17 protein-coding genes are annotated in these 21,033 nt (G+C 36.1%); 13 read left to right on the top strand and 4 right to left on the bottom strand.

Going from position 1 to position 21,033, the window contains the following annotated elements:
- Positions 1 to 22 precede the first annotated feature (22 nt).
- From AC27IF_RS11710 to AC27IF_RS11650, 13 genes are all read left to right on the top strand, one after another.
- Positions 23 to 2,143 (top strand): chemotaxis protein CheA, encoded by a 2,121-nt coding sequence (locus AC27IF_RS11710; RefSeq protein WP_487054513.1) that lies wholly within the window; start codon positions 23 to 25, stop codon positions 2,141 to 2,143.
- Entirely contained in the window at positions 2,143 to 2,670 is a 528-nt protein-coding gene (locus AC27IF_RS11705; RefSeq protein WP_487054512.1) for a chemotaxis protein CheW, read from the top strand. Before AC27IF_RS11710 ends, AC27IF_RS11705 begins: the two co-directional genes overlap by 1 nt.
- Positions 2,671 to 2,717: 47 nt before the next feature.
- Positions 2,718 to 3,194, top strand: coding sequence for a chemotaxis protein CheW (locus tag AC27IF_RS11700; RefSeq protein ID WP_487054511.1), 477 nt, complete (start codon positions 2,718 to 2,720; stop codon positions 3,192 to 3,194).
- Between the two features lie 24 nt (positions 3,195 to 3,218).
- Positions 3,219 to 6,368, top strand: coding sequence for a methyl-accepting chemotaxis protein (locus AC27IF_RS11695; RefSeq protein ID WP_487054510.1), 3,150 nt, complete (start codon positions 3,219 to 3,221; stop codon positions 6,366 to 6,368).
- 6 nt (positions 6,369 to 6,374) lie between these two features.
- Positions 6,375 to 7,238: a CheR family methyltransferase gene (locus tag AC27IF_RS11690; RefSeq protein ID WP_487054509.1), complete on the top strand. Its 864-nt coding sequence runs from the start codon at positions 6,375 to 6,377 to the stop codon at positions 7,236 to 7,238.
- Positions 7,239 to 7,277: 39 nt separating this feature from the next.
- Entirely contained in the window at positions 7,278 to 7,937 is a 660-nt protein-coding gene (gene cheD, locus AC27IF_RS11685; protein ID WP_487054508.1) for a chemoreceptor glutamine deamidase CheD, read from the top strand.
- A gap of 48 nt (positions 7,938 to 7,985) precedes the next feature.
- Entirely contained in the window at positions 7,986 to 9,074 is a 1,089-nt protein-coding gene (locus AC27IF_RS11680; RefSeq protein ID WP_487054611.1) for a protein-glutamate methylesterase/protein-glutamine glutaminase, read from the top strand.
- Positions 9,064 to 10,281, top strand: coding sequence for a methyl-accepting chemotaxis protein (locus tag AC27IF_RS11675; RefSeq protein WP_487054507.1), 1,218 nt, complete (start codon positions 9,064 to 9,066; stop codon positions 10,279 to 10,281). Before AC27IF_RS11680 ends, AC27IF_RS11675 begins: the two co-directional genes overlap by 11 nt.
- A gap of 42 nt (positions 10,282 to 10,323) precedes the next feature.
- Entirely contained in the window at positions 10,324 to 10,632 is a 309-nt protein-coding gene (locus AC27IF_RS11670; protein ID WP_487054506.1) for an STAS domain-containing protein, read from the top strand.
- 13 nt (positions 10,633 to 10,645) lie between these two features.
- Entirely contained in the window at positions 10,646 to 12,364 is a 1,719-nt protein-coding gene (locus AC27IF_RS11665; RefSeq protein WP_487054505.1) for an ATP-binding SpoIIE family protein phosphatase, read from the top strand.
- Positions 12,365 to 12,511: 147 nt separating this feature from the next.
- Entirely contained in the window at positions 12,512 to 13,672 is a 1,161-nt protein-coding gene (locus AC27IF_RS11660; protein WP_487054504.1) for a response regulator, read from the top strand.
- A complete protein-coding gene (locus tag AC27IF_RS11655) occupies positions 13,669 to 15,849 on the top strand; it encodes a hybrid sensor histidine kinase/response regulator (RefSeq protein ID WP_487054503.1) in 2,181 nt (726 codons plus the stop codon). Before AC27IF_RS11660 ends, AC27IF_RS11655 begins: the two co-directional genes overlap by 4 nt.
- Before the next feature lies 1 nt (position 15,850).
- On the top strand, positions 15,851 to 16,735 hold the full coding sequence (locus tag AC27IF_RS11650) for a response regulator (RefSeq protein WP_487054610.1): 885 nt from the start codon (positions 15,851 to 15,853) through the stop codon (positions 16,733 to 16,735).
- Positions 16,736 to 16,741: 6 nt separating this feature from the next.
- On the opposite strand, the gene AC27IF_RS11645 is transcribed toward AC27IF_RS11650, so the two are convergent.
- Genes AC27IF_RS11645 through AC27IF_RS11630 form a run of 4 tightly spaced genes read right to left on the bottom strand, consistent with a single transcriptional unit; the run spans position 16,742 to position 20,977 of the window.
- Entirely contained in the window at positions 16,742 to 17,611 is an 870-nt protein-coding gene (locus AC27IF_RS11645) for a DMT family transporter (protein WP_487054502.1), read from the bottom strand.
- A complete protein-coding gene (gene tsaA, locus AC27IF_RS11640; protein ID WP_487054501.1) occupies positions 17,611 to 18,366 on the bottom strand; it encodes a tRNA (N6-threonylcarbamoyladenosine(37)-N6)-methyltransferase TrmO in 756 nt (251 codons plus the stop codon). Before tsaA ends, AC27IF_RS11645 begins: the two co-directional genes overlap by 1 nt.
- A gap of 5 nt (positions 18,367 to 18,371) precedes the next feature.
- A complete protein-coding gene (gene rcsF, locus AC27IF_RS11635; protein ID WP_487054500.1) occupies positions 18,372 to 18,788 on the bottom strand; it encodes an Rcs stress response system protein RcsF in 417 nt (138 codons plus the stop codon).
- Between the two features lie 2 nt (positions 18,789 to 18,790).
- Positions 18,791 to 20,977 (bottom strand): cation:dicarboxylate symporter family transporter, encoded by a 2,187-nt coding sequence (locus AC27IF_RS11630; protein WP_487054499.1) that lies wholly within the window; start codon positions 20,975 to 20,977, stop codon positions 18,791 to 18,793.
- Positions 20,978 to 21,033: the final 56 nt, after the last annotated feature.

Below are 21,033 nucleotides of genomic sequence, written 5' to 3'. Positions count from 1 at the left end.
TAAATACTATTAAGGGAGCATCATGAGTGTAGATCTATCACAATTTATCCCAAGCTTTTTAGAGGAAAGTTTTGAAGGCTTAGAGCTAATGGAATCAAGCTTGCTTAATTTAGAGCCGGGGGATAATGAAACTATCCATTCAATTTTCAGAGCTGCCCATTCAATTAAAGGGGGAGCAGGAACTTTTGGTTTCAACACAGTAACTGAGTTTACCCATTTAGTTGAAACCTTACTTGATGAAATGCGCGATGGTAGACGTGAAGTAGATCCAAAAGATGTTGAAATATTATTGACCTCTGTAGATTGTATGAGGTTGCTTATTGAAGCAGCTCGTGATGAAGAAAGCTACGATGAGGAGAAAGTTGCTCAAACAACCAAACGATTAGAGAAAAGCCTTGCTTTAAATGCCGACCACGACGAAAGCGAAAAAGATAGTGCACCACTCGAACAGCTTGATGACTCATCAACCGCCACTTACGATATTCATTTTGTACCTGAACATAACTTAGCCAAAACAGGCAATGATCCCTTGTTTTTATTTTCAGCATTAGCTGAGTTAGGCACTTTACATGTGCAAGCTGTCACTAATGAATTACCAGCACTCACCGATATAGACCCACAAGAATTGTACTTAAGCTGGAATTTGACTTTAACTACCGAAGGAAGTGTCGAAGATATCCAAGAAATATTTGAGTGGGTTGAAGATGAATGTGAACTCGAGATTAGTAAAGTCAATAATGAAATAGTCACTGAAGCAGAATCTGATGAAAGTAAAAATGAAGAGAAACCACAAGAAACAGAAGTACTTGAATCGAGTAATGATAAAGAAACTCAGGTAGTAAGTGACACTAGTACAGCTGAAAAAGAAGAAACGCCTAAAACCAAAGCAAAATCAAAAGTCGAAGTGAGTTCAATTCGGGTGGGAGTCGATAAAGTCGACAATCTAATCAATTTAGTCGGTGAGCTAGTTATAACTCAGTCGATGTTGTCCGAGCTAGGAAATGATTTTCAAATGGACAAAATAGATCGCTTAACTAGCGGTCTTGAGCAACTTTTACAAAACACCAAAGAACTACAAGAAAGTGTTATGCGTATACGCATGCTTCCCATCAGTTTCGCATTTAATCGTTTTCCCCGTTTAATTCATGATTTAGCGATTAAAACAGGTAAAGAAATAGAGTTAGAGATCAAAGGGGAACAAACTGAACTCGACAAAACTGTTATGGAACAAATTGGTGACCCATTAGTTCACCTTGTTAGAAACGCTGTAGATCATGGTATTGAGCCAGCTGAAGTTCGCTTAGCTAATGGTAAGCCAGAGAAAGGCACCATCTCTCTTGATGCTTATCATCAAGGGGGTAATATTGTCATTGAAATTTCTGATGATGGTGGTGGTATTAACCGTAAAAAGGTTTTTGCAAAAGCTGTAGAGAAGGGCATTGTTGACCCTAATGCTACACTAACCGACAGTCAGGTTTTTGATTTACTTTTTGAACCCGGATTTTCTACTGCGGATCAGGTGACTGATATTTCAGGTCGCGGTGTTGGTATGGATGTTGTTAAACGTAATATCCAATCCTTAGGTGGCCGAATACAGGTTCAATCTACTTTTGAAAAAGGCAGTTGTTTTAAAGTAAATCTGCCTTTAACACTTGCAATTCTTGATGGGCAATTAGTTAAAGTAGGAACTGAAACCTACATTATCCCATTGATATCGATTGTTGAATCACTACAGGTTGATGATGAGCTTATTAATCGTGTTTCTGGTGATATGGCGTTATACCGTCTTCGTGACGAAAATGTTCCTATTCTTCCCGTTTATCAGTTGTTTGGCCTAAGTACTGAACATACATCGTTAAGTAACGCGTTGCTTGTTGTGGTTGAAGCAGATGGGCAAAAAGTAGGCCTAATGGTAGATAATTTACTTGCTCAGCAACAGGTTGTCATCAAGAGTTTGAATGAAAACTACCAACAGGTAATAGGAATATCTGGAGCAACCATTTTGGGGGATGGCTCAGTTGCAATGATATTGGATATTCCGGGCATGATTCAGATGGCTATGACCTCAGCACAAACAAAACGACAAATCCCTCAACAAGCAGTGATAAACCAAGAAAACTCACCTATTGGGGAGCACAATTAATGAATATTCAAGATCTTGCTTCTGACATTCCTGCTCAAGGAGAACATGCCATAGAAGGCATCGAATTTATTACTAGTGGTGAGCAATATTTAACTTTTTTACTCGCTAGTGAACAATATGCAGTTGATATTTTATGTGTTGAAGAAATAAGAAGTTGGGAGTTACCTACTAAGATACCTAATTCACCTAGCTATATTAAAGGAGTAATTAACATGCGCGGCATTATTGTCCCAATTGTTGATTTACGTCTTAAATTTAATATTGGGGAAGCGAGTTATCATGAAACTACTGTTGTTATTGTTTTAACTTACCAATCGGAGGAATCCTCTCGAACAATAGGTTTTGTTGTTGATGCGGTATCAGATGTGCTTAATGTTGAAGCAACAGAAATCAAAAGCTCTCCATCATTTGGTGGCAGCGTTCAATCGCAATATGTTGAAGGTTTAATCAATGTAGGAAAAAACGTCGTGACACTTCTTAACGTTGAGAACCTACAACAGGTTGAAAAGCATGCTTTATGTAACTAATTAGCGTGGCTAAATTGGTTAGAAACAAACGGAGTTAAGGTGGGGATATGAGTGACATAAGCGATATAAGTAACATAGAGCAAGAATATCTTACTTTTATATTACAAGGTGAAGAGTACGGAGTTGATATTCTTTGTGTACAGGAAATAAGAGTATGGAGCTCAGTAACTACGTTACCGAATAAACCGTCTTATATCAAAGGGGTTATTAATTTACGTGGGGTCATTATTCCTATCATTGACTTACGCCAACGTTTTTCAAAAGAGCCTCTTGAATACAATGAAAAAACAGTCACCATTATTTTAAAACATCAAACAAGTGAACGAACTATGGTTGTTGGTATTGTGGTTGATGCAGTTTCAGAAGTTTATAAATTTAATGATAAAGCAATCAGTAAAGCGCCAGCTTTTGGCAGTAATATCGATAGTTGCTTTTTAAAAGGTTTAGCAAGCGTAGAAGAGAAGTTAGTTATTTTATTAGATAGCGTAGCGTTACTCAGTGAAGATGAACTTTACTGCATTTAATCCCTTTAGAGCGAAGGAAAAACTATGACCCCTAAACAAGTTAGTTTAGTGCAGAGCAGCTGGCAAAAAGTCCTGCCCATTGCTCCTCAAGCAGCTGAAATATTTTATGACACATTATTTGAAATGGATCCGTCATTAAAACCACTGTTTAAAGCTGATATAGCGGAGCAAGGTAAAAAGTTGATGGCAATGCTTGATACGGCAGTAAAGCTTTTGGATAAACCAGACAAACTTATTCCAGCACTACAAAACCTTGGTGTTAAACACTTGCAGTATGGTGTCGAAACTGAACATTACGATACGGTTGGGGCGGCATTAATTAAAACGTTAGCCACTGGGCTAGGAAAAGACTTTACTATTTCTGTGAAAAAAGCTTGGACTGCAACTTATCAAATAGTAGCCACAACAATGACTGAAGCAGCCGATGCTGCAAAAGAAAATACTGCAAAAGGATCAACCATGGACATGAAAACTAATCAAAACTCAAACGGCAATGATATCTCTGAACAATTTCAAGGAGCACTTGCTCAATCAGCAACAGCTTTTATTATGGTAAATAGAGATTTTGAAATTACTTATGCAAATGATGCAACCATATCCTTATTAAAAGAGCATGAAGCTACTTTTGCAGTCAACTGGCCAGGATTTAAAGCTGATCCCAATGTAATTATCGGTACTAATATTGATAGTTTTCATAAAAATCCAGCCCGTCAGCGTAAGCTTTTAGATGATCCCAATAATTTACCTTACAAAACTGATATTCAAATACAGCACCTAAGATTTGAATTAAATGTCAGCGCAATTACAAATCAAAAGGGTGAATATATTGGTAATGCCCTTGAGTGGAAAGATGTAACGGAAGCTAGAGCACAAGAAAATACTTCTGCTAGGTTACAAGGGGCCATTGACCAATCAGGCACTGCTAATATCATGATTGATAGGGATTTTTATATTACCTATGCCAATAAAGCCACTTTAGATCTTCTCAAAAAGCATGAATCGACATTTGCAGAAAATTGGCCAGGATTTAAAGCTGATCCAGAGGTACTTATTGGTACCAATATTGATGGCTTTCATAAAAACCCCGCACATCAACGTAAGCTATTAGACGATGTGAATAACCTACCGTATCAAACGGATATTCAAGTTAAACACCTTACCTTTACTCTCAATGTCACTGCTATCATCAATGTTGATGGAGAATACATTGGTAACTCATTAGAGTGGCAAGATGTGACTCAACTAAGACAGCAAGAAAGTAAAGCAGCGCAATTACAAGGGGCAATAGATCAATCAGGCACCGCTAATATTATGATCGATAGGGACTTTTATATTACTTACGCTAATAAATCGACGCTAGATTTACTTAAAAAACATGAAGCGACATTTGCCGAAAACTGGCCGGGGTTTAAAGCAGATGAAAATACCATTATTGGCACTAATATAGATAGTTTCCATAAAAGCCCTGCGCATCAACGTAAGTTATTAGCTGATGTCAATAATCTTCCGTATCAAACAGATATTCAAATAAAACACCTGACCTTCACTTTAAATGTTACAGCAATTATTGATGCTAAAGGGGAGTACATAGGTAATTCACTAGAGTGGCAAGATGTAACCGAGGCGAGAGAGAAGTCGATTCAAGTAGGGCGGTTAACGTCAGCGGTTGAAGGTATGACAACGAATGTCATGATGGCAGACAGAGAAGGAAATATTGTTTATGCAAACCCTGCTGTAATTGCCATGTTACGTCGCAGAGAAACGCAGTTACAAACAGTATTGCCATCATTTAGAGTTGACTCTATTGTTGGGACAAATTTTGATACCTTCCATAAAAACCCTGCACATCAACAAAATCTATTGGGTAATCCGAAGAACATGCCCTATAACACAGAAATTTCTGTTGCCGGTTTAACTTTTCAATTGATTGCAATAGCCTTAAAAGATGAAGAAGGTAATCACGTTGGAGCCGGTGTTCAGTGGTTAGATTTAACGGAAGAAAAAGATGCTCAAAGTCAAATCGAATCGCTAATTAGCGATGCAACTGACGGTAATTTAGATAGCCGAATTGATACCACCGAATACCAAGGCTTTATGAAAGACTTAGGTGAGAATATTAATGGCTTAATGGACGCCATTGTTGCGCCTATCACTGACGCTATTAATGTCGCGCAAGCGTTATCTGATGGTAATTTAACTGAAAATATGCGCAGTGATTACAGTGGTGAGTTTTTAGCTCTGGCAAATGCCATGAACGGCTCTATTGATAACTTAAGCAATATGGTGGATGAAATTCGTGGTGCTTCAACTAATGTTTTCGACTCTGCTAGAGAGATAGCTGAGGGTAACAATGAATTAAGTCATCGCACTGAATCTCAAGCTTCAAGCCTAGAAGAAACGGCTTCTGCCATGGAAGAGTTAACAAGCACTGTTCAGCAAAATGCTGAAAACTCAACTGAAGCAACCAAGTTGTCTAAAGTGGTTATGGAGAAAGCGACTAATGGCGGCTCTGTAGTTAGAAATGCAATTACTGCGATGAGTGACATAAACAAATCAAGTAAGAAAATTGCTGACATTATCAGTGTGATTGATGAAATTGCCTTCCAAACTAATTTACTTGCTTTAAATGCGGCGGTAGAAGCAGCAAGGGCAGGTGAACAAGGTCGAGGTTTTGCAGTAGTCGCGGCAGAAGTCAGAAACTTAGCACAGCGCTCAGCCGGCGCAGCTAAAGAGATTAAAGGATTAATTAACGACAGTGTTGAAGCGGTTGGTCAAGGAACTAAGTTAGTAGATGAAACTGGGCAAACATTTAGTGAGCTAGTTACCTCTATTGAAGAAGTGAGCAATATGATCACCGATATTGATAGCGCAGGTAAAGAGCAATCAGCGGGTATTGGTGAAGTAAGTGCGGCGGTGAGCCAAATGGATGAAATGACGCAACAAAATGCCGCCTTAGTTGAAGAAGCTGCAGCTTCAAGTAAATCGATGGAAGAGCAATCTCAAGCGTTATTAGAGCAAGTAGCATTTTTCAATAATGGTGAAAGTGAGTCTACACCAATAGTGAAATCACCAAAAACTAGAAGTAAACAAATAGTCGCACCTAGAGGCCAAGCAAGAAAACCGACGAATAAACGTTTGCCGACTGCAAGCGATCAAGAGTGGGAAGAGTTTTAAAAGGCAATGAATTCAAATAGTCGTAACAATGCTGTACGCCTTTGTGATGATGATTTTAATTTTATTTGTCAGTTTGTCTATGAGTGTACAGGCATTGTTCTCAATGAGAAAAAGCGAGAAATGGTGTATCGCAGGCTAACTCGCATCGTTAGAGAGCGTAAATTAGCGTCATTTAGTGAGTATTGTCAATTACTGAAAACTCAAGGAGCAAAAGAAAAAGATTATTTTATTAATGCTATAACGACAAATTTAACGAGCTTTTTTCGTGAACAGCATCATTTTGATTACCTAATCGACGAAGAGCTACCTAGGTTGATGAAAAGTAAAGGTGTTCAAGTAAATGGTAAAAAGCGGTTAAGAATATGGTCAAGTGCAAGTTCAACGGGCGAAGAGCCCTACAGTATTGCCATAACGCTATTAGAAGCAATGGGTAGTGAGTTGTTAAAGTGGGATGCGAAGATTTTAGCGACAGATATAGATTCTAACGTCTTAGCAACAGGTAAGGCTGGTATTTATGAACATCGCAGAATTGAAAGTTTAAGTAAACGCTTTAAACAGCTTTACTTTCATCGCGGTAAAAATGAGAAATCAGATAGTGTCAGGGTAGATAAAAAGCTAAACAATTTGATTACCTTTAAGCAATTGAACTTGCTACACGATTGGCCTATTACAGGCCCGTTCGATATCATTTTTTGCCGCAATGTAATCATATATTTTGATAAACAAACACAACAAGAGTTGTTTGCTCGTTATTATGAGTTGTTGGCACCTGGTGGATTGTTGATGTTAGGTCATAGTGAAAACCTAGGGCCATTTCAACGACACTTTGAAAATGTCGGCCGAACAATTTATAGAAAGCCAAGCTTGTGATCAGGAAAAATTTTTTAAGCAAAGATAATGGGATTGTAAGTGCATAGAACAAAAAATTTAGAAGTTAACCATTGTTTACAAAATTGCTTGCCGGAATTTACCCATGTTAATCATTACTGGGATAAACAACGGGAAAAAGTAGTGGCTAAAATTTTACCCGGTGAATTTTACATGACTACCGACTCTGTAGTTATTGCTACCACATTAGGCTCTTGTATATCAGCCTGTATTTGGGATGAACATGCAAAAATTGGAGGTATGAACCACTTTATGTTGCCGTTAACAACAAAAGAAATACATGAAGTTAACTGGGGACAAAGAGAGCAAATGAGCGATGCAACGCGTTATGGGAATTTTGCGATGGAGCATTTAATTAACACCATTTTACGTTGTGGCGGTCGAAGAGCAAATTTACGCGCCAAACTTTTTGGTGGTGGAAAAATGCTTCATCAAATGTCTGATGTAGGAAGAAAGAATGCTGACTTTGCCATCGCTTATCTTAAAGAAGAAAATATTACCGTTGATAAAAAGGATTTAGGTGATGTTTATCCGAGAAAAATTTTGTTTGAACCATTCTCAGGGCGAGCATATGTTAAACATCTTAATAACTTGCATAACGATACAATCGTTAAACGTGAAACCGATTACCGTAGCAAAATCGACACTAAAGATGTCGATGGTGATATCGAGTTATTTTAGGTATTTGCTTTATGGCAGCAAATAAAAGAGGGATATATTTAAATGAATGTGATTAAAGTGTTAATTATTGATGACTCTTCAGTGATAAGAAATATTATCAAAGATGCTTTGAGTGCAGTAGATAATATTGAAGTTGTTGGTGAGGCTGAGGATCCACTAGTGGCTCGTGACTTAATAAAGCAACTAAATCCTGATATTTTAACACTTGATATTGAAATGCCTAAAATGGATGGCATCACCTTTTTAGCTAATTTAATGCGATTACGCCCTATGCCTGTCATTATGCTTTCAACGCTAACACATAAAGGTGCTGAAATAACATTACAGGCTCTTGAGCTTGGTGCTATTGATTTTATTGCCAAACCTAGCGTGCAAGAGCTACTAGCCAGCAAAGATAATTTTAAAGAAATACTCATTGATAAAATTGAACAGTCAGTCAAAGTTGATCAAAAAAACTATCAATTAACCAATGCAATCGCAAAAAAGAAAACTCCTGTAGATGTCAAAATCCTACCTTTTAAAGGCGTAAACCGTAATAACCATCTAGTAGCTATTGGCGCTTCAACAGGCGGCACAGAAGCCATTAAAAATTTATTAGTCAACATGCCTGAAAACTCGCCACCAATCGTTATTACACAACACATCCCTAAGAATTTTAGTTTTAGTTTTGCCAAGCGCCTTAATGGAATGTGTCAGATGAAAGTGCAAGAAGCGAGTCATGGACAGAAAATAAAAATTGGACATGTTTATATTGCGCCCGGTAATTTACATCTTGAGATAAACCAAAAAAATGGTTCTCTATTTTGTATTTTAAGTGATACAGAAGAAGTTAACCGACATAAACCCGCTGTCGATGTGTTATTTCATTCATTGTCAGAGATAGCCGGCAATGTACAAGCTATATTGCTTACCGGTATGGGACAAGATGGGGCTCATGGAATGCTTCGATTAAAAGAGCAGGGAGCAAGAACTATCGTCCAAGATAAAAATACTAGCTTGATTTGGGGAATGCCAGGCAGAGCACATGCTTTAAATGCCCATACTTGTGAATTACCACTCAATCAAATAAGTAAAGCTATACTAGATCACGCCAGTTTAGATCGAGATAGTATGAAAGAGGCTGTACATGAATATTGATAATAAATTTCTGATTGTCGGTGCGTTTATATCTGCTTTATTATTGATAAATCAGTTTTGGTTTGATCTTGATATTATTTCCTATGTACTTCAAGGCATACTATTTATTTATTTTACTTACATGAGCTACCAAGCTTTCTCGAATGTATCATCACAATCACTTGGTACCAATAAATCCACCTCTACTGAAGATGATCAATTATTAGCAGTAGATCATGCTCTTTTCCATGAAGTTGTTTTAGAGCTACAGCAATTCTTGCATCAAGAAACAGATATTATTGAGAATGAAATTACTCGTACTAAAAGTTTGGTTGAAGAAGCTGTAGGTGGTATATCGACTAGCTTTAAGAGTCTAGATTCACTGAGCGGTGAGCAGCAAGAAATGATTAAAACCCTAATTAAAAATTCAACGAGCTTTACTTGTGATGAGACAGAAGTTGAATCTAATTTAGCCGAGTTTGTTGAACAATCTAATAGCACTTTAGATGACTTTGTTTCAGTGATTGTAAATACCAGTAAACAAAGTCTTGAAACAATGAGTTTCACCGATGAAATGGTTGCACAATTTGACAACATATTTAACTTACTGGCTCAAGTAGAAGGACTAGCAAGTCAAACCAATTTACTTGCGTTAAATGCAGCAATTGAAGCAGCAAGAGCTGGAGATGCAGGTAGAGGCTTCGCTGTAGTAGCTAATGAAGTGCGTTCACTATCGATTGACTCGACAGATTTAAATGGCGATATACGTAATGAAATTAATAAAGCACAAGAGATAATTTCCAAACTACGTCATTCGGTTGAGAAAATGGCTTCCGCTGATATGACCTCAACTTTAGAAGCAAAAGAAAAAATGTCTGTCATGATGACTCATGTAGAAAATGTAAATAAGCATACGATTGAAAGTATTGAAGAGTTGTCCATCATAGCGCCTAAAATTAAAGAGACTGCTGCTATAGGAGTTCGCTCATTACAATTTGAAGACTTAACTAGACAATCTCTTTATTCATTACAAATGAATGTGCAAAGTATTTATGCAATAAGTGAAGTGCTATTAGGCTTTGAAGAAAACCAACAGGAATCTACGCACCAGCAATTAATGTTATTAAAAGACAAGTGCCAAGATATTTATCAGCAAACAAAATTAAGTGAAAGTGCTCGAAGTGTTAAGCAAATGTCAATGGATGAGGGTGAAGTTGAGTTATTTTAATTAAGAAATATTCATAAGTAGAGATTAACAAAGGAGTGAGTTATGACTGTAAGTACAAGTTTTTCTGAGGTAGATAAACAAATGATTATCAAGGTTGAAGACAGGTTTGATTTTTCATTACATCAACAGTTTAGAGATTCATATAGTCAATGTGAGGATAAGAATATTAGCTATGTGCTTGATCTGAGCAGCACTAATTACATGGATAGCTCAGCATTAGGGATGATTTTATTATTAAAAGATTATGTAGAAATGCATACGGGTAAACTTGTTATCAGTAAACCAAATGATACTGTAAATAAAATATTAGAAATAGCACAGTTTCATCGCCTCATGACTATCCAGCATTAACGGCATGGGTAATATGCAGCAGTATAGAAATAAAAAACTAGCATTAGTTGTTGATGATTCAATGACTCAGTGCTTGATGCTGTCTGTTTTATTAAAAGAGGAAGGCTATGATGTAGAGCTGGCCAACGATGGCGCCAAAGGTGTTGAAAAGTATATTGAACATCAACCTGACCTAGTGTTAATGGATATCAATATGCCAGTTATGAATGGCTATGAAGCCACAAGAAGAATTAAGAACCTTTCTGGTGATAATTTAGCCCCACTTATTTTTATCACCAGTATGGATACTGACAAATCATTCATTGAAAGTGTTGATGCAGGGGGCGATGGCATTTTAGTTAGGCCTTTTTCCCCACAAGTATTTAAAGCAAAAATAAAATCCATTCAAAGAATTAGTGACTTATATCAACAGGTAAAGAATCTACAACAAGAGCAGCATAACGATGCCCAATTAGCTGAAAAAATGATGTCAGAAGTCATTGAATCAAGAAATTTTGGCCTTGAAAAAATTGGTTTAATCAAACAATCCGCCACTATGTTTAGCGGTGATATACAACTCGTTTCTTTATGTCCCAATGGCGATGTAAATGTTCTTTTGGGGGACTTTACCGGCCATGGTTTACGGGCATCTATTGGCGCTATTCCTGTTACTGAAACGTTTAGAGCAATGACCAAAAAAGGTTTCTCTTTAATAGATATCATTGCTCAGCTGAATAGGCAGTTAAATGATTTACTCCCTAATGATCTCTTTTTTGCTGCCTGTTTTGTTTGTATTTCCGCCCATGAGAAGTCAGCATATATATTTAATGCTGGCCTACCAGATTGTTATATCTTCAATGAAAATGCTGCGATAAAACAGCAGTTTCCATCAACACATCCTCCTTTAGGTATATTGCCTAAATTATTACCTGACTCGCCTCTGACGGTAGTGTCTTTAAAAGATAAAGACAGAATAGTTCTGATCACTGATGGGATTATTGAAGCACGAAATGAACAAGGACAGGAATTTGGTGTTATGCAGTTTGAGCAAGCTGCTGAAGTCGGTATGTTAAATAATGATATTGCTGAGCATGTACTAAAAAAGTTACAAGATTTTTGTCAGAGTATGCCTCAAGAAGATGATATCTCATTAATTGATGTACCTTGCTCTGGTTGGGAGCAATCACGGACACAAAATTCCAATATAATCCCTGATACGCTAGCTTTTGAAGATAATATTTATGAATCTACGCCTAGTTGGTCATGGCAATTCAGTTTAACTGATAAATTATTGTCTACCGTTAATCCTATCCCGTTAGTGATGAATCAAATCAATGATATAGAGGGCACAGGCGAACATTGGCAAAGCTTGTATACCGTACTTACTGAGCTTTATGTAAATGCACTTGATCATGGCGTTCTACAATTAAGCTCAGCATTAAAAAATTCACCTGAAGGTTTTAGTCAGTACTTTAAAGAGAGATCAAAACGCCTTGATAACCTAAGTAACGGCTTTATAAGGTTAGAGCTAAATTACTACCCGTTTATTCAGGGCGGAAAAATGAATATAAACATTAAAGACAGTGGAGAAGGTTTTGATGTTTTGGCTGTATTGAAAAATAATCGTTCACAAGATGAAACGATGAAGTTAAGTGGACGAGGGATTGAGTTGATTAATCAACTTTGTGACACTTTAGATTACCAAGAAAATGGCACTTTAGTTTTAGCAAGTTATGTGTGGCATAACCATTAAGCTGGAAAATTAAACCGTTAAAGTAATAATTTTTTATCACTAATAACAAGCATTTAAAAGCTGATTAATATCAAAGAAATTTTGTTGTAAAGCCTAGTTTAATCAGTTTTTAGTAAACAATTACATGGATATGCAAGGAATATTGTTATGAAAAAGCACAACCTCTTGATCATTGATGATGATATCGAATACTTAAAAATATTAGCGGAGAGTCTTGAGGATTACTTCGAAATTAAGTGTGCTAACAACCTTAAAGTTGCCGATGACTTACTAAAAGAAAATATTCAATTCGATATTGCATTGGTTGATGAAAATATTGGTACAGATAAAGGCTCTAATTGGATTAAATCTCAACAAAATGTCAGCAACTCTCCTAATTCATTTGTATTGTATTCAGGAATGGCAACAGAAGAAGCTATATTAAAAGGCTTAGAGTGCGGAGTTGATGATTTTTTAGCTAAGCCAATGTCTTTATTGACATTAAATAACAAGTTGCAGCATTTGATCTCTTATCAAGAAAAAATTCATGAATTTGAAAATGAAATAAAATCCAAAGAAAATGTGATCAATATCTCTATGGCGCAAGCATCTAAGTATGGCAGTTGCATGCAACTTACTTCTAAACTTAATCAGTGTAATAGTTTTGATCAAATTCGTGATGAGGTTTTCGCCTATTTTTACGCTATGGGATTACATGGTTGTATTGCATTTTATCCTCTTAATTCTTCTCCTCTTTATTACAGCGCGCAAAAAGGTTTATGTTCACCTGTTGAAATAGAAGTGATGGAGCTATTAAAAGTAAAGCCAAGGTTATATCAATTTGGCTCGAGAACTATTTTTAATCACCCCCAGGTCTCTATATTTATTTTGAACCTTGAACAAGGAACTATTGATACTGATATTTATATTGATGCCTTAGCATCTGTTATTGAGTGTGTCGGCGCGCGCATGGCTTTTATTGCTTATAAAAATTCTTTGGTCACGGTGCAAGAGCAAATTAAGCAAGCGGTTAACTCAACGAAAAAGATGGTAGAAATATCAAAACACCATCAACAAGAAGTGATGAATGAAATAGTTCAAAAAATCGGTCTAAGTTTCCATGTATTAGATTTAAACATCGAACAAGAAGAGTATTTAACAGACTTAGTACACGAAGCCTTGAAAAGGCATACACAGGATGATGTTAACTTTTTAGAAGTTATTCAGTTACTTGATAGTGCTTTAATCAGTGTAGATCAATTACAGGCGTTAAATTCAGAGCAAGATCAAATTGACCATGACTTAGATGAAGAGGATGAATTATTTTGAAACCACGTTCATATAATCTAACTCATACTCACGAAATACTTGAAGGGCTTGATGAAGCATTTTGGGAATGGGATTTAGAACAAGATACGGTATTTTATTCCGCTAAATTAATGCAGCTATTTGGCTATAAAAGCAAAGCTTATAAAGATTCTAGCGAATTTTTGATAAAGCACTTTGCAGATAACGCTATATCAGAGATATACAATGAAATAATTAGGCACCTAAAGGGAGAAATAGATAAAGTCGATATATCTTGCGCATTAACAACCAACAGAGGACAAGACATCTGGATTAATGCGGTCTGTAAAATAATTGAATACAAAGATGAACGTGCTAGCCTAATCTTTGGTACGGTTAAGAATATTACCGATAGCAAAAATATGTTTGCTCAATATAAAAAGCAAATTAATTGGTTAGCTTTAAATGAAAAAGTTAATAAAACCGGTCATTGGCGTTTTGATATAAAAGATCAGCTGATGGTTTGGTCTACTGAACTTTATAAAATGCATGGTGTAAACGAACAAGATTTTACTCCAAGCATAGAAAATATTGCTCAGCTGTTAACTGCGAATGACAGTGTTATATTTAAGGAGAAGATGCAAGAAGCTATCACCAATGCAGAGCCTTTTTATTTTAAAGCTACGGTTAATGTATCAAGAAAACAAAAAATCAAAACGGAAATTATTGCTGAAATAGAGCTCGATGTAGAAAACAACGTGCAAGCCGTCTTTGGTGTCATCAAAGATATCACTCGCCAAGAGGATGTATTTGAGAAGCTTAAACTTTTAGCCATGGTTAATTTAACTATCAAGGTACCCATCTTTTTTATTGATGATAATGATAATGTCGTTTATCAAGATATCTCACCACATCACGATAATGCCAGTTCAGTACTTTTTAATTACATCAATTTTAGTATCACTGAATACATGGGCTATAAAAAACAAGCCATGGAGTCCGGTCAAATAAAATATTCTAATGTGAGCTTCGACAAATACAATACTGTATTCGATTTATCAGTAACCTATGAGGCAGAAGAAGGGATATATATTTGGATAGTAGAAAATGTAACTGAAAAATTTCGGCAAGAGCAGCAACAGATTATTTCTAATCGTTTAGCGTTACTAGGCAATACTTTTGGTAATGTTTCTCATGATATTAATAATGTTCTAGGCGTAGCTCTTGGTGCCATTGAAATGTTAGAGTTAAAGTTTGCTAAAGGCGAAAGAGATATATCCACTTATATTGATCGCGTTAAAAATGCCATTGATAAAGGTAAAAGCGTTACCGAGCGACTATTAGCATTTACGCGTAAACCAACAATAAAAGTGGTTAGTTTCGATCCCATCCAAGATATAACAGATAATCAATATTTATTTAAGCAATTACTGTTAAGTACGATTAATTTAACTTTCGATTTTGCACCAATTCACTGCACAATAAAATTTCCGCAAGGGGAATTTATCAATATTTTGCTCAATTTAGTGTTAAATGCACAGGACGCTATTCAAGAAAAAGGCTTAAGCGGAAAAATTTCAATTTCAGCTAACTTAGCTCAAGCAAACCGTTTAGAGATCCACGTTAAAGATAGTGGTATTGGGATCGCCAAAGAAAATTTAACTAAAATATTTGACCCTTTCTATAGCTCTAAGTCCGTTAATAAGGGCAATGGTATCGGCTTAGCGAACGTATATAATACAATGTATAAACATAACGGTCAGATACAAGTTGAAGGTAGCAGTGAACTGGGCGGGGCACACTTCACCCTAATATTTAAATGTAAAGAGCTTGAGCAGCAATTTCGGCCTCTAGAAAGTATTGAAGCGTGCTCTAACATGAGAGGTAAAAAGGTATTAGTGCTTGACGATGAAATAAGTATTGCTGAATTTGTATGTTTATTTCTTGAAAGTAAGGGAGCTGAAGTTGTCATGGCAAACAATAAAGAAGAGCTCCAGTACGTGTTAAAACAAACAAGCGATTTCGATATTTTTATTACCGATATGATTTTGCCTGATCTTTCTGGAAAAGAAGCGGTGAATATGGTGAAAAATAATTTTCCTAATATTAAGGTCTATTCAATTAGTGGATATATTGCTATTGAAGACAGAAGTTGGGATTATCCTGTGTTAAGAAAACCATTTAACTCAAAAGAGTTAGCAGACTTTTTAGCTAAGTAGAATTGAGGGGAGCACCACCATTAAATTTGAACAAGCGTATAAAGTACTTGCCATAGATGATGCAAATGACGGCTTAATGTTATTAGCATTTGATTTGGAGCGAGCTGGCTGTGAAGTATTAACAACCAATTCAGGTGAAAGTGCATTAACTATATTAACCAATACCTCGATTGATCTTATTATCTTAGATTTGCATATGCCTGGATTATCCGGTTTTGGTACTTTAAAGACATTAAAGGCTGACAGTAATTTGCAAGATATTCCTGTGATTATGCTTTCAGCATCTGATCTTGAAGACGAAATTGTTGAAGCTTTTGAATTAGGGGCTGAAGATTATATTGTTAAGCCTTATACTAAAAGAGTTTTGTTAGCTCGTGTTAACAAAGCATTGCGCTTAAAACATAAAAATAATGAAATAGCTTCATTAGAAAATGAAGGTGATGAACATATCGATAAAAAGAGCAAAGTAACTGAAACAATTTCAGATAATAATACTAATGAAGAGGCAAATGATTTGAGCAGTAAGGTTGAGCAATCAGAGGGTTTTAGTATTGCTGGAGTCGATACCAGTATAGGGTTAAGTAATGTTTTAGGAGACAAAGCGCTTTATCTTGAGATACTTAAAATGTTTTATCATGAACATAAAGAAGATGGTAATAAGCTAAATCAGGCTATTGTCAGTAACGATTATGATAGTGCAAAGCATGTTTCACATACCCTTAAAGGGGTTTCATCTTCAATTGGAGCAATGGCTCTTTTTGAGTTAACCAAACAATTAGATAGCGAGATAGGCGAGCCAGATTCTAATTTACAACTTTTAGTTGATAAAGTTGATGTGCAACTTAAAGCCGTAATGGCAAGTATTTTGGAAGCGACCGAAGAGTAACTCCGTTTACTTAAACCATTTCAGTAGCCCTGTAGCTAAAGCAACACCGGTTAAAATAAACCCACAACCAATTAGCATACTAAATGTAACCATTTCATTTAAAAATATATAACCCCAAAACAGTCCAAACACAGGAATTAAATAAGTCACAGTGATCGCTTTTGATGGCCCTAAATTAGCGATTAAATGAAAGAAGATAATATAAGCAATACCAGTACACAGTACTCCTAACAAAAGTACCGATATGATGGCGTTGTTAGTTGGAAGCTGAGCAGGTAAAAAGAAAAAACTCATGGGTACTAACACTAGAGTTGCTGCAACTTGGCTGCCAGTAGCCAAAACTGAAGAGCTTATACCTGAAAGATATTTTTTAGTGTAATTAGCACTGATCCCATAACACAGGGAGGCAAATAGTGCAGCAAGTGTTGGAAGTAGTATGCTTTGTTGCCCGATAGATGTTCTGTCTAACATCAACAAATAGACCCCAACAAAGCCAATACATAAGCCTATTGAAGCGCCGATAGTCAATTTATCTCTAAACCAAAAATAAGCCACAATAGCACCGAACATAGGCGTTGTAGCATTGAGTACTGATGTTAAGCCACCAGACAGAGTTAATGTTGCGTAGCCAAATAGTACGAAAGGAATCGCGGTATTTAGTATGCCGACAATAAATATTTTTAATTTATAACCATTAAACTCACGATGTTTTTTAGTTAAAAAGACAATAGGTAGTAAAAATAAACTTGCGGTTAATGTGCGTAATGCCATTAATAAAATAGGACCAAATTCAGGACTGCCTACACGCATAAAAATAAATGATGCCCCCCAAATAGCTGCTAACAAAAGTAATTCAAATAGGAATCTTGCTGTCATCAACTAGTCTCTGATGTTTTATGCTGATTAGAAGGAATCCCAGATATTTTTGTCACAATCACATTGCTCATATCTTGTAATTTCCACTCAACATTTAAGTTATAAAGTGTCATACCATAAAGCTTTTCATCTGTTTTTCCATGCTTATAGGCTGGGCGAGGATCTTGAGATAATACTTGCTCTATTAATAAGGTTAATTCAGGGTGATTCTTTTCGTGTTTTAGCAAAGCTTTTTGTGCATCACTACTAAAAACCACGGTTAAACTATTCTGTGGCGGAATTTGTGCAAAACCAGCATTAGCATCAGGCAATGAATCAGAATAGGGAATATAGGGTTTAACGTCAAGAATAGGAGTTTTATCTAATAAGTCTATGCCAGAAACATGGAGTATTACTTGTTTATTTTTAACTTCAACCGAGGTTAATTCAACCACTGACATGCCGATAGGGTTAGGTCTAAAAGTTGACCGAGTAGCTAATACTCCTACTTTTTTATTCCCGCCTAAACGTGGAGGTCTTACGAGTGGTTTCCATCCTTGAGATTGAGTGCCATGAAAAACAAATATAAGCCAAATATGAGAAAATTGATTGAGCTCTTTAACAACATCAGCATTATTTGCTGAGCCATTGAGTATAATTTCACCCTTAGCCTTGTCTGCTATTCCTGGTTGACGAGGAATGGCAAACTTTTCTTTAAATGGTGATATAACATGACCAATATAGTCGAATGTAATAGTATTGTTATTATTGGGCATTGTTATTATTGACTATTGTTTTCAACAACAAAAGCTCTGCCATAACAGATAACCATAGCATGGCATAATTTAGCATCACTACTGTGACTTAGTTGATTTAATTGTGTTGCTGACAGTTCAGCGCAACCGGTAAATACGATTGCATTTGCACTTTTGTCATAGGCTTGTTGCCTTGCTTGAGTTCTAGCATTGATTTTATCAGGCTCAGCATGATGTGCCTTTACTTGGCAATCTTGCCCTTCAACCAGACCAATGAACTTATGCTTGTTGGTAATATCTTGCTCAGATTGATAAATTTTAATTTCTGCAGCAGAAAAGTAATCTTTGAAATTCTCTTTGTCTAGATTAGTAGACATTTGATAATTTGTTGTACATCCAACAAGGATAGTTGCGCAGACAACCGCAATAGTTTTTCTAATCATATTTACTTCAACTCTGTTATTTTTTCAGATAATAAAACCGGTTGTTTACCAGCAACCCAATAATCGAACAAACGATTAATATCATTATTTTCTTTTTTGGTCGTGATCCAGTTTCTCATGAATAACTCAAAGGCATTATCTTTATTATTGATGGCAAATGCCATCGCTAAAGGAGGTTGAGCTGGTTTTGGAACAATAACTGTATAGTTAGGATGTAACAATGTCCATGCAGAGGCCGTAGGTGCTCCAAATAGCATGCCATCTATATGTTTAAAATCATCTTTGAAAAACAATCTAGGTGTCGAGATTTCCCATACTTTACCGTGCTTGAAATAACGTTTAATTAAATTTTCACTATAAAATAGCTCAGGTATTCCTATGATTAAATCATCCCGCTTAAAAATATTTCTCCAATCGGTAAATTCATGACGACGTTCGTCTTTAACGATAAAAGCAATAGATTGGGATGTATATGGAATCGTTAAAGTTAACTCTTTCATATTATTTGGTAAAACTGGGATACCTGTCGTCATATCAAGATAACCAGATGATAATAACTCTTTAGCTTGGTTATGAAATATACGTACGAATTCAATACCAACAGCAAGATCATCCGCCAATAGGTTAATAATTTCTATATCGAAGCCGACCAGTTTACCATTGTGATTGTGAAAGGCATAAGGTAAGTCATCTCTAAAGTAGCCAACACGAATATATCCTCGTTGTTTTATGCGGCTTAAAACATCGACATAAGGACGGGAGTTCACTTGTACATCTTCAGCTTCGCTTATGACCTTGGCTTTGATGTCAACCAAGATAAAGTCACGTTCAATAAATTTTGAATAACCCTGATATTGATAGCTGATATTATCAAAAGTTATGCGAAGAGTAATGAATGTGATCACTGAAATTAACGGCAGTATTAGTACATAAAGCAGTAGCGAGCGCCACTTTATGGTGAATTGCTTGGTAATACTAATAGCAATTAATAATGCAAGGCACGTTGAAAAAATAACGGAAAGTAATGCACTGAATCGGCCAACAATAAGATTTTCAGCAACTAAAAACAGTTCAAATAATGAATTGGGTACATTAAACAGCTCTAACAAGTTGGGCATGGCAACTACGCTGGTTCCAAAAAGCTGTGGTAAGCCTACAAGTAATAAATTGATGTATTGATCGACACCAACTTTTGAGCCTGAAAACCATGCTCCAAACAATACAAAGAGTAAAGCTAATAATTTTCCACCTATAGGCAGGCTGAAGCTAATTGGTATAATAATACTAGGTACTCTAACTGCATCTTCTAGTTTTGTAGGCGTTATATTTGATGAAGATGATTGTGTAATGGAGACATCTTTTATTAATTGTTTCGTTTTTTCAACAAGTAGTGGAATGACAATAAAAAAGCTACCAGTCGCAAAGGCTGTGATCATAGCTTCGCGAGATACCTTGATAACTTGCTGATAACTTAAAACAGTAATCGTGGCAACGATAGCCGGAAGTATTAAGAAACTTAATAGAAATACCAAAAGCCCTGCAGTGACAATATACACGAGTAAACCGTCTATTTGTGATGCATCAACTGTAGCTGCAGCCTTTAGAGCAATACAAAAAATGCCGACAGGAGCTAATTTCATCACCATATTGCTTACATTTATGATGGCATTATTTAAACCAGTTAATGCCAACAAGGTTTGTTTTTTAGCTTTAGCTTGCATCAGACCAATACCGACTAATAAACTAAATAAAACCACACTTGGTATTAATCCGTGTGCAAATGAATGAAATGGATTACGTGGGATAAATAAGCTGATGAGATCAAATTCTTGAGTTGTCTTTATAGTATTTAAACTATAAAAATCGGCACTTACCCAAGTGGGAAATGCGATAGGCGCGAGCAAAATATATAGCAGTACTAGCGCCATCATAGCCAGTAAAATGATTAACGTTTGTTTTACACCACTGCGAACTTTTATAGAAGATAAACTGCCTATTCCTATGAGCAATGAAAGCGCGATATAAGGTAATGCCGTCATTTGTAATAACATGACAAAGGCATTGGCTATCTCGTTAACACCGGGATAAACGGTGGATGTTAAAGACCCTATTGCCAAGCCAAGTATCATAGTAAAAATGATAATAAAGGAAGCAGGAATATTTTGTATTACAGCGGTTATTTTTTTCACTGTTTAATTGAAACCTTATCTATTTAAAAAACAAAAAAAGGTATCGCGTTACACTA

This window comes from Colwellia sp. KS18-150 (assembly GCF_057551365.1).
This window is presented reverse-complemented; position numbering and strand designations above follow the sequence as displayed.